The organism is Kitasatospora sp. NPDC059571, assembly GCF_042735675.1.
Classification (GTDB): Bacteria; Actinomycetota; Actinomycetes; order Streptomycetales; family Streptomycetaceae; genus Kitasatospora.
In genome coordinates this window covers 1-8,511 of the sequence record NZ_JBHWBW010000066.1, presented here as the reverse complement: position 1 = coordinate 8,511, position 8,511 = coordinate 1, and the positions used below count along the sequence as shown (strand labels likewise).

Below are 8,511 nucleotides of genomic sequence, written 5' to 3'. Positions count from 1 at the left end.
CGGGGGCCCCACCCCCCGGGGGGGCCGCCCCCCCGCCCCGCCCCGGATGACCCCGCGGCCCCCCGCGCCCGGCACCCCGGCCCCCGCCCGCCCCCCCCCCCCCCCCGCCGGCGCCCCCCCCGCCCCCACATCCGCCCCACCCTCGTGACCCCACCCCGAGGCGAAGGAGTACCCGTATGGCCCCCACCGTGCCCCGGCACGCCCGCGTCCGCCGCCGCACCGCCACCCTGGCCGCCATGGCCTGCCTGATCGCCTCCACGGCCACCGCCGTGGTGTTCTCCGCCGGCCAGAGCGCCCAGGCCGCCGCCCTGCCGACCGGCTTCACCACCGTCGTCGCCGGCAACAGCGGCAAGTGCGTGGACGCCGCGGCGGCCGCCACCGCCGACGGCACCGCCGTCCAGCAGTACACCTGCAACGGCACCGGTGCGCAGAACTGGCAGCTCCAGGACGTCGGCAGCGGCTACGTCCGGATCAACAACCAGAACGACCCCAGCAAGGTCCTCGACGTCACCGACGTCTCCACCGCCGACAGTGCCAAGATCCAGCTGTGGACGTACGGCGGCGGCGCCAACCAGCAGTGGCAGCCGGTCGCCGAGGCGGGCGGCTCGTACCACTTCGTCAACCGCAACAGCGGCAAGTGCCTGGACGTGCCGAGCGCCTCCACCGCCGACGCCGTCCGGCTCCAGCAGTACACCTGCAACGGCACCGCCGCCCAGTCCTTCTCCTTCGGCTCCGGCACGGCCAACCCGCCCGGCACCCCGGACTTCGGTCCCAACGTGGCCGTCTTCGACCCGACGATGTCCGCGGCGGCCGTCCAGTCCAAGCTCAACGCGGTCTTCTCCCAGCAGGAGTCCAACCAGTTCGGCGCGCAGCGCTACGCCCTGCTGTTCAAGCCGGGCAGCTACAACGTGGACGCCAATGTCGGCTTCTACACCCAGGTCGCCGGCCTCGGTCTCTCCCCGGACGACGTGACCGTCAACGGCGCGGTGCACGCCGAGGCCGACTGGTTCCAGGGCAATGCGACCCAGAACTTCTGGCGGTCCGCCGAGAACCTCTCGGTCAACCCGGCGTCCGGCACCGACCGGTGGGCCGTGTCGCAGGCCGCGCCGTACCGCCGGATGCACGTGCGCGGCAACCTCCAGCTGGACGACGGGGGCTGGTCCAGCGGCGGCTTCATGGCGGACTCCGAGATCGACGGCCAGGTCCGCTCCGGCTCCCAGCAGCAGTGGCTCTCCCGCAACACCCAGTGGGGCAGCTGGGCGGGCTCCAACTGGAACATGGTCTTCGTCGGCGACACCAACGCCCCCGCCAACTCCTTCCCCAACCCGCCCTACACCACCGTCGCCCAGACCCCGGTGGTGCGCGAGAAGCCGTTCCTGTACGTGGACGCGGCCGGCGCCTACCAGGTCTTCGTGCCGGCCCTGCGCACCGGCACCAGCGGCACCACCTGGGCCGGCGGAAGCCAGGCCGGCAGCTCGCTGCCGATCGACCGGTTCTACATCGTCAAGCCCGGCGCCACCGCCGCCGACATCAACGGCCAACTCGCCCAGGGCAAGAACCTGCTGTTCACGCCGGGCGTGTACCACCTGGACCAGACCCTGAACGTCACCCGCGCCGACACCGTGGTGCTGGGCCTGGGCCTGGCCACCCTGGTGCCCGACAACGGCGTCACCGCGGTGAACGTCGCCGACGTGGACGGCGTGAAGCTCGCCGGCCTGCTGATCGACGCGGGCCCCGTCAACTCCCCGGTGCTGATGCAGATCGGGCCGAACGGCTCGTCCGCCGACCACAGCGCCGACCCGACCTCGCTGCACGACGTGTTCTTCCGGATCGGCGGCGCCGGCGTCGGCAGGGCCACCCAGTCGCTCGTGGTCAACAGCAACAACGTGATCGGCGACCACATGTGGCTGTGGCGCGCCGACCACGGCAGCGGCGTCGGCTGGACGAGCAACACCGCCGCCAACGGCCTCGTCGTCAACGGCGCGAACGTCACCATGTACGGCCTGTTCGTCGAGCACTACCAGCAGACCCAGGTGGTCTGGAACGGCAACGGCGGCCGCACCTACTTCTTCCAGAACGAACTGCCGTACGACCCGCCGAACCAGGCCGCGTGGACCAACGGCTCGACCCGCGGCTACCCGGCCTACAAGGTCGGCGACACCGTCACCGCGCACGAGGCGTGGGGGCTCGGCAGCTACTGCTACTTCAACGTCAACCCGGCCGTGGTGGAGGAGCACTCCTTCGAGGTCCCGAACCGCACCGGGGTCCGGCTGCACGACATGGTGACCGTCTCGCTCGGCGGCACCGGCACCATCAACCACGTCGTCAACAGCACCGGCGGCCCGTCCAACTCCTCGACCAACGTGGCGAACCTGGTCGCGTACCCGTAGCACCGCGGCGCAGGCCCACTCCCCGGCGGGATCCGCACCCTGCCGGGGAGTGTCCCTTCCCGTTGCCCGCCGGGTCTCAGAAGCTGGCGTTCCAGCTGTGGGCCACGTCGATCACCAGCCGGTCGTCCACCTGGAACACCCGGAACGGCAGCCGGGCCCGCACGCCCAGGCCCACCTGGCTCTGCCCCTCGAAGCTGCCGCCGAACTTGGTGTCCTTGAAGGTGCGGTAGCCGGTGAGGTTCACCCCGGGCAGCGGCTGGCCGGCCCTGGCCGGGTACGTGGTCGCGCCGGTGGCGGAGTTGTACGAGGGCGCGATGGCCACGATCTCCAGGATCGCGCCACCGGCGACCGGGATGGTCTTCCCCGAGCCGTCCTGGATGAACGAGGCGACGTACCGCACGTGGTAACCGACCGGGCCCGCGGGCGAGGTGCCCGGGATGTCGAGGACCATCCGGTCGTAGCAGGGGTGCTGGCCGGTCCGGATGTTCACCAGCGAGTGCTGGACCCCGGAGCCGGCTGCGTCCTTGGGGAGACTGCCCCAACCGGTCGGGCAGCCGGTGACGGTCGCCGACGGCGTCGCCGCCCCGGCCACCGACGGCAGGACGCCGAGGCCGGTGCCGGCCAGGACCAGAGTCATCGGGAGAACGATCCAACGTCGCATGATGCGCCTCCTCGGGCCGCGTCTGGATCTCACCCGGGAAGACGAGCCCGACCGCCGCTCAGTTGCACCGACACGCCGGTTTCCCCCCGGGGCCGTCCCGGGACCGGCGGCCGGCAGCGGAGCGCCCGGCCGCGCTTGGCACAATGGTGGGCATGTCGCGCCGCCGCCACCAGCCACGATTCTCCCCCGCCGACCCGTGCCCGTGCGGGCTGCCCGCCCCGTACGGCGCCTGCTGCGGCCGGCTGCACCGGGGCGAGGCGGCCGCCGCCACCGCGGAGCAGCTGATGCGCTCGCGCTACAGCGCGTTCGTCGTGCAGGACGCGGCCTACCTGCTGCGCACCTGGCACCCGGACGACAGGCCGCCCCGGATCGGCTTCGACCCGGGGCTGCGGTGGACGGGGCTGGAGGTGCTGTCGGCCACCGAGGGCGGGCCGTTCCACACCGAGGGGACGGTGCGCTTCCGCGCCCGCTTCACCGACGGCGGCGAGCCGGGCGTCATGGAGGAGCACAGCCGTTTCGTGCGGCAGGACGGCGCGTGGCTGTACCGCGCGGCCCTGCCGGAGTGAGCCGGGGCCGCGGGCGGCCGCGGCGCGGTCAGTCCTGGTAGACGGAGACCAGGCCGTCCAGCGGGTCGTCCTCCTCGACCGCCGCGAAACGGTCCAGGCCGCTGGTGAAGGCGGACGCCGAGGCGACGTGCGCCCGGGCGAGCTCCAGGGTCTCGGCCGCCCGGGCGAGTTCCTCGCTCACCCGGGCCTGGCGGACGGACGGCGTGTCCAGGTCGCCGTCCGGCAGGGCGACCCGCATCCGGTCGGCCGGGATGGCGGCGAGCCCCGCCGCGGCCTGGCCGAGCGCCTGCGGCAGGTGGAACAGGATGGCGTGCAGCGCCGTGATCACGTCGTGCACGCTCGCCGGGTCTGGGTAGGCAATGCTGCCCTCGGCGGTACGGTGGTTGAGGATCCTGATCTCCTCGCCCACCGCATTGGCGATCTCGTACGGGGTCCGGGTCTGGCCCGGTGCACGGTCGGGAGTCATGCCGCCATGGTCACCGACCGCGGCCGGACGCACACTCCGGCGAAGGCCCTTGGCACGGGTCGACCACCCGTTCGATGCAACGGCGGCCCGCACGGCCCGCTCCGCGCCCCGGGATAGGCTCGGGTCATGGCGGAGGACGAGGGCCCGGTACGGGTGGACAGCTGGATCTGGTCGGTCCGGCTGCTGAAGACGAGGTCCATGGCCGCGGCGGCCTGCCGCGCCGGCCATGTCCGGGTGAACGACGAACGGGCCAAGCCCGCGCAGACCGTGAAGCCCGGCGACGAGGTCCGGCTGCGGCACGACGGCCGGGAGCGGGTGGTCGTGGTGTCCAAGCCGATCCGCAAGCGGGTCGGCGCCGAGGTCGCGGTGCAGTGCTACACCGACCACAGCCCGCCGCCCCCGCCGCGCGAGCACACCGCGGTGGTCGCCGTGCGCGACCGCGGCACCGGCCGGCCCACCAAGCGCGACCGCCGGGAGATCGAGCGGCTGCACAAGCTGTGAGGTGCCTCCGCGGACCGGTCAGCCCGCGGGCTGCGGGACGGGGGCCAGGCCGGTGCAGGACCGCAGCCCCTCGCGCCGCCTGAGCGCGGCCGCCGCGGCGGCGCCGGTCTGCGGAACGGGCACGCCCCGGCCGTCGATGTGCGCGGGCGTGAAGCGCTCCCCCACGGTGCGGCCGTCCGCGGTGAAGGTGACCGTGGTGACGCCGGTCTCGTCCGACCCCGGGTAGTTCGACGTGGCGTACCAGAGGAAGTTGCCGAACCCGTAGGCGACGTAGGTGGAGCCGAGCATCCCGGCGCCGAGCATGGTGTGGGCGTGCGTGCCGACCACGGCGCTGGCCCCGGCGGCGGCGAGCCGGCGGGCGACCGCGGTCTGCTCGCCGGTCGGGCAGGCCCTGCCCTCCTCGCCCCAGTGCAGGTAGACCAGCACCACCGGTGCCTGCGCCCGGGCCGAGCGCACCGCCGCGACCAGGGCGTCGGCGTCCCGGGCCGAGGCGATCCCGGGCTTGCCCGGGCCGGCGCGCCACTTGTCGTTGGTGAGGTCGGAGACCTGGCTGGCCGCGACGACCGCGACCTTCACGCCCTTCACACTGGTCACGTACGGGGCGTACGCCTCCGCCGCGTTGCGGCCGACCCCGATGACCGGGACCGGCGAGGAGGCCTTGGCGGCGAGGGTGTCCGCGAGGCCGTCGGCGCCGAAGTCGACCGCGTGGTTGTTCGCCATCGACACCACGTCCACCCCCGCGTCGTGCAGCACCTGGAGCGCCCTGGGCGAGGTACGGAAGGTGTAGGTTTTGGGCTCTGGCGCGCCGCGGCCGGTGATCGCCGTCTCCAGGTTGAGCACGGACAGGTCGGCCCGGGCCAGCGTGGCGGCGATCGGGCCCAGCGCCGTCTCACCGGGGCCGGCCGAGAGCCGCGGCTTCGCCCGCCCCTCGAAGTGGACGTCGCCCGCGAACGCGACCGTGAAGGTCGTGCCGGGCGGCGCGGAGCCGGCTGCGGAAGGGCCGGGCGGCGAGGCATCCGCGTCGGCGCCGGTGGAGCCGGACGGTCCGGGGACCGCGCCGGAGGCGCTCGGCCCACCGGGCCGCTGCGCGTCACCGGCCGGCGCCCGCCCGGTCGGCGAGGGGCCGGAGCCACAGGCAGTGACAGAGAGCAGACCGATCAGTAACGCGGCTGCGGGCACGGCACGACGCATGGTTCCCCCCGGTGGTCGGCATGAGCACGCACAGGATAGGGCACGACCGAACGACCTGTTCGCATGATCCCCACGAATCGCGCACAGAGCGGGAGATGCGGTGCCCGGCCTGCGCCGGTCAGGCCGACTGGCGTACCACCAGGGCGGGTTCGAAGATGGCGGAGCTGACGCCCCGGCCCGGCCGGGCGAGGTGGTCGAGCAGCAGCCGGGCCATCTCGGCGGCCATCTCCTCGACCGGCTGGCGGACGGTGGTGAGCAGCGGGCGGCCCGCGGTGGCCGCGCTGCTGTCGTCGAAGCCCACCACCGCGACGTCCTCGGGGACCCGGCGGCCGTGGTCCTGGAGCACCGCGACGGCACCCTGGGCCATCAGGTCGTTGGCGGCGAACACCCCGTCCAGGTCCGGGTGTTCGGCGAGCAGCCGGGCCATCGCCCGCTCGCCGCCGGCCTGCGTGAAGTCCGCCTCGGCGTGCGGGAGGTAGGGCAGTCCGTGGCGGGCCATCGCCTCGTGGAAGCCGTCCAGCCGGTCCCGGGCGGCCCGCACCGCGGCGGGGCCGGAGATGGTGACCACCCGTCGGCGGCCGCGGGAGTGCAGGTGGTCGGCGGCGAGCCGGGCGCCGTCCCGGTTGGCCAGGTCGACGCAGCTGACCGGCAGCGGGGTGTCGGGGCGGCCGAAGAGCACCGTGGGGACGCCGGCGGCCAGCAGCAGCCCGGGCAGCGGGTCGGCCGCGTGGGTGGAGACCACCATCGCCCCGTCGGCGTTGCCCTGGCGCAGGTAGGAGACGGCCTGCTCGCGGGCGCCCGGGGTGTCCGCGAGCATCAGCACGGGGTGCAGGCCCTGCGGCCGCAGGGCGGTGAAAACGCCGCTGACCACCCGTCCGAAGAACGGGTCGGTGAAGACCTGGGTGCGGGTGGAGTGGTCGTCGTTCTCGTCGGCGTCGGTGCCGGAGACCACCAGGGCGAGGGCGCCCGCGCGGCGGGTGACCAGCGAGCGGGCGGCGCCGTTCGGCACGTATCCGGTGGCCGCGATGGCGCTGCGGACGGACTCCTGGATCGCCGGGTCCACGTTGCGGATGCCGTTGATGACCCGGGAGACCGTGGCGCGGGAGACGCCGGCGACCCGGGCCACGTCCTCGAGGGTCGCGGATCGTGGGGCGGCCGGCCGGAGGGCTTCGCTCATGAGCCTTTTATAACACGTGGGAGAGCGCTCTATCACGCCCTTCCGGCAGGTCAGCGCGGGCACGGCCGAGCCCGGGTCCGGCCCCGCACAACGGGGGCCGGACCCGGGCCGGGTGGTGCGTCAGGGCAGCTGGTACTGCTCGTTGAGCGCGGCGCCGCGCCCGGGCTGCGTCTCGTCGTAGCCGCGGGCGTTGCACTGGAGCCCGCCGACGACGCAGTGGTTCACCAGGGCCGCCAGGGTCGGCGCGTCCCAGGCGTTGAAGAAGTCGTAGTGGAAGGAGTAGCCCCGCCCGCTCGACAGCCGGAGCTGCGAGAGGTCGCCGGCCGGGACCGGGAAGGCCATCTTGAACTCGATCATCGGCAGCGCGACCGGGTGGTCGGCCGGGCAGACACCGTTGACCGGGTAGGCCATGTGGCTCTTGTGGTCCGGGGTGTCCAGGTACAGGCCGTTCCAGCAACTGGGCGCCTGCATCCGGATGTTGATCGCGGTGCCGGCCGGGCACGCGGTCGGCAGGTCCGTGTTGCGGTAGCTGTCACCGCACTCCCAACCCGCCACGTATCCGGGCGCGTTGGTGAACTCGGTGGCACTGGCGGCCGGGCTGCCGACGACGAACCGCAGGCCCGGCGGGAACGGCCGCACCGAGGTGTAGTCGTTCACCCCCGTCTTGTAGTAGATGACCTGCGGCCCGACCGGGTTGATCGGAGTGCTGCCGTTGTACATGGTCGGCATCCAGTACCCGGACTTGTCACCGGGCGCCAGGCAGGACGATCCGCCCGCCCGGAGCGAGGCCAACGTGGAGTTGGCGTCCGTGACGGTGCTGCCCATGAAGGTGTGCATGTGCGAGGCACCGGGCAGCCCGGGGAAGACGATCGGGTCGTCCGGCAGGTTGCGGGTGAAGGAGCAGTTCGCCTGGAACTCGTGGAAGTAGGCGTGCGGCGGGTCGTACGTCGACGGGACCACACCGGTGACCTGCGGGTTCGCCAGGACATAGCCCGCGGTGGGCCCGGTCGCGGTGCCGTACACCTTGAACTCGTAGAGCGAGTAGCCGTACTGGGTGCCGCGGGCGGTCATGTACAGCCGGATGTAGCGGCCGCTGCCGGTGACGTTGAGGACCTGGTTGCCGCCGGCCGCGGTGGTGGTCGAGTAGACCGGAGTCCAGGTGGCGGCGTCGTTCGAGGTCTGGATCTGGTAGGCCGTGGCGAACGCGGCCTCCCAGTCCAGCTCGACCTTGCTGACCGTGGCGCCCGCGCCGAGGTCGATCTGGAGCCACTGCGGGTCGCTCCAGGTGCTCGCCCAGCGGGTGGTCGCGTCGCCATCGACGACGGCGCCTGCCGGGAAGCTCGCGCTCTCCAGCGAGGAGGCGACCACCGGGCGGGACTGCGAGATCAGCCCGTCGGCCGCCCCGGCCTGCGGGGTGGTGCTGCCGATGCCCACGAGCGCGAGCACCGCGGCGAACGCGACGGCCAGCGCCGTCCGCTTCGGTTGCGGCCTGCCCCGGGACAGGAATCGGGGTCGCATCGGACCTCCATTCGATCGGATGGGTGGGGGTTGCCCCGGGG

General features: G+C 73.5%; 8 protein-coding genes. 3 read left to right on the top strand and 5 right to left on the bottom strand.

Going from position 1 to position 8,511, the window contains the following annotated elements:
* Positions 1–176: 176 nt before the first annotated feature.
* Positions 177–2,390 carry an RICIN domain-containing protein gene (locus ACFV0G_RS10795; protein WP_380545044.1) on the top strand — a complete coding sequence of 738 codons (2,214 nt, stop codon included), beginning with the start codon at positions 177–179 and terminating at the stop codon, positions 2,388–2,390.
* A gap of 76 nt (positions 2,391–2,466) precedes the next feature.
* On the opposite strand, the gene ACFV0G_RS10790 is transcribed toward ACFV0G_RS10795, so the two are convergent.
* Entirely contained in the window at positions 2,467–3,027 is a 561-nt protein-coding gene (locus tag ACFV0G_RS10790; protein WP_380545042.1) for a hypothetical protein, read from the bottom strand.
* 176 nt (positions 3,028–3,203) lie between these two features.
* Here ACFV0G_RS10790 and ACFV0G_RS10785 point away from each other — a divergent pair, with 176 nt between their 5' ends.
* Entirely contained in the window at positions 3,204–3,617 is a 414-nt protein-coding gene (locus tag ACFV0G_RS10785; RefSeq protein ID WP_380545040.1) for a YchJ family protein, read from the top strand.
* Between the two features lie 28 nt (positions 3,618–3,645).
* Here ACFV0G_RS10785 and ACFV0G_RS10780 read toward each other — a convergent pair whose 3' ends face one another.
* Positions 3,646–4,083, bottom strand: coding sequence for a hypothetical protein (locus tag ACFV0G_RS10780; protein ID WP_380545038.1), 438 nt, complete (start codon positions 4,081–4,083; stop codon positions 3,646–3,648).
* Positions 4,084–4,209: 126 nt separating this feature from the next.
* On the opposite strand from ACFV0G_RS10780, the gene ACFV0G_RS10775 reads away from it, so the two are divergent.
* Entirely contained in the window at positions 4,210–4,584 is a 375-nt protein-coding gene (locus tag ACFV0G_RS10775; RefSeq protein WP_380545036.1) for an RNA-binding S4 domain-containing protein, read from the top strand.
* Positions 4,585–4,602: 18 nt separating this feature from the next.
* Here the strand turns inward: ACFV0G_RS10775 and ACFV0G_RS10770 are convergent, their stop codons facing one another.
* The 3 genes from ACFV0G_RS10770 to ACFV0G_RS10760 all read right to left on the bottom strand — a co-directional run bounded on the left by ACFV0G_RS10770 (position 4,603) and on the right by ACFV0G_RS10760 (position 8,470).
* Positions 4,603–5,775, bottom strand: coding sequence for a CapA family protein (locus ACFV0G_RS10770; RefSeq protein ID WP_380545034.1), 1,173 nt, complete (start codon positions 5,773–5,775; stop codon positions 4,603–4,605).
* 118 nt (positions 5,776–5,893) lie between these two features.
* On the bottom strand, positions 5,894–6,952 hold the full coding sequence (locus ACFV0G_RS10765; RefSeq protein ID WP_380545032.1) for a LacI family DNA-binding transcriptional regulator: 1,059 nt from the start codon (positions 6,950–6,952) through the stop codon (positions 5,894–5,896).
* A gap of 120 nt (positions 6,953–7,072) precedes the next feature.
* Positions 7,073–8,470, bottom strand: a complete 1,398-nt coding sequence (locus tag ACFV0G_RS10760; RefSeq protein ID WP_380545030.1) for a DUF1996 domain-containing protein — start codon at positions 8,468–8,470, stop codon at positions 7,073–7,075.
* Between the last annotated feature and the right edge of the window lie 41 nt (positions 8,471–8,511).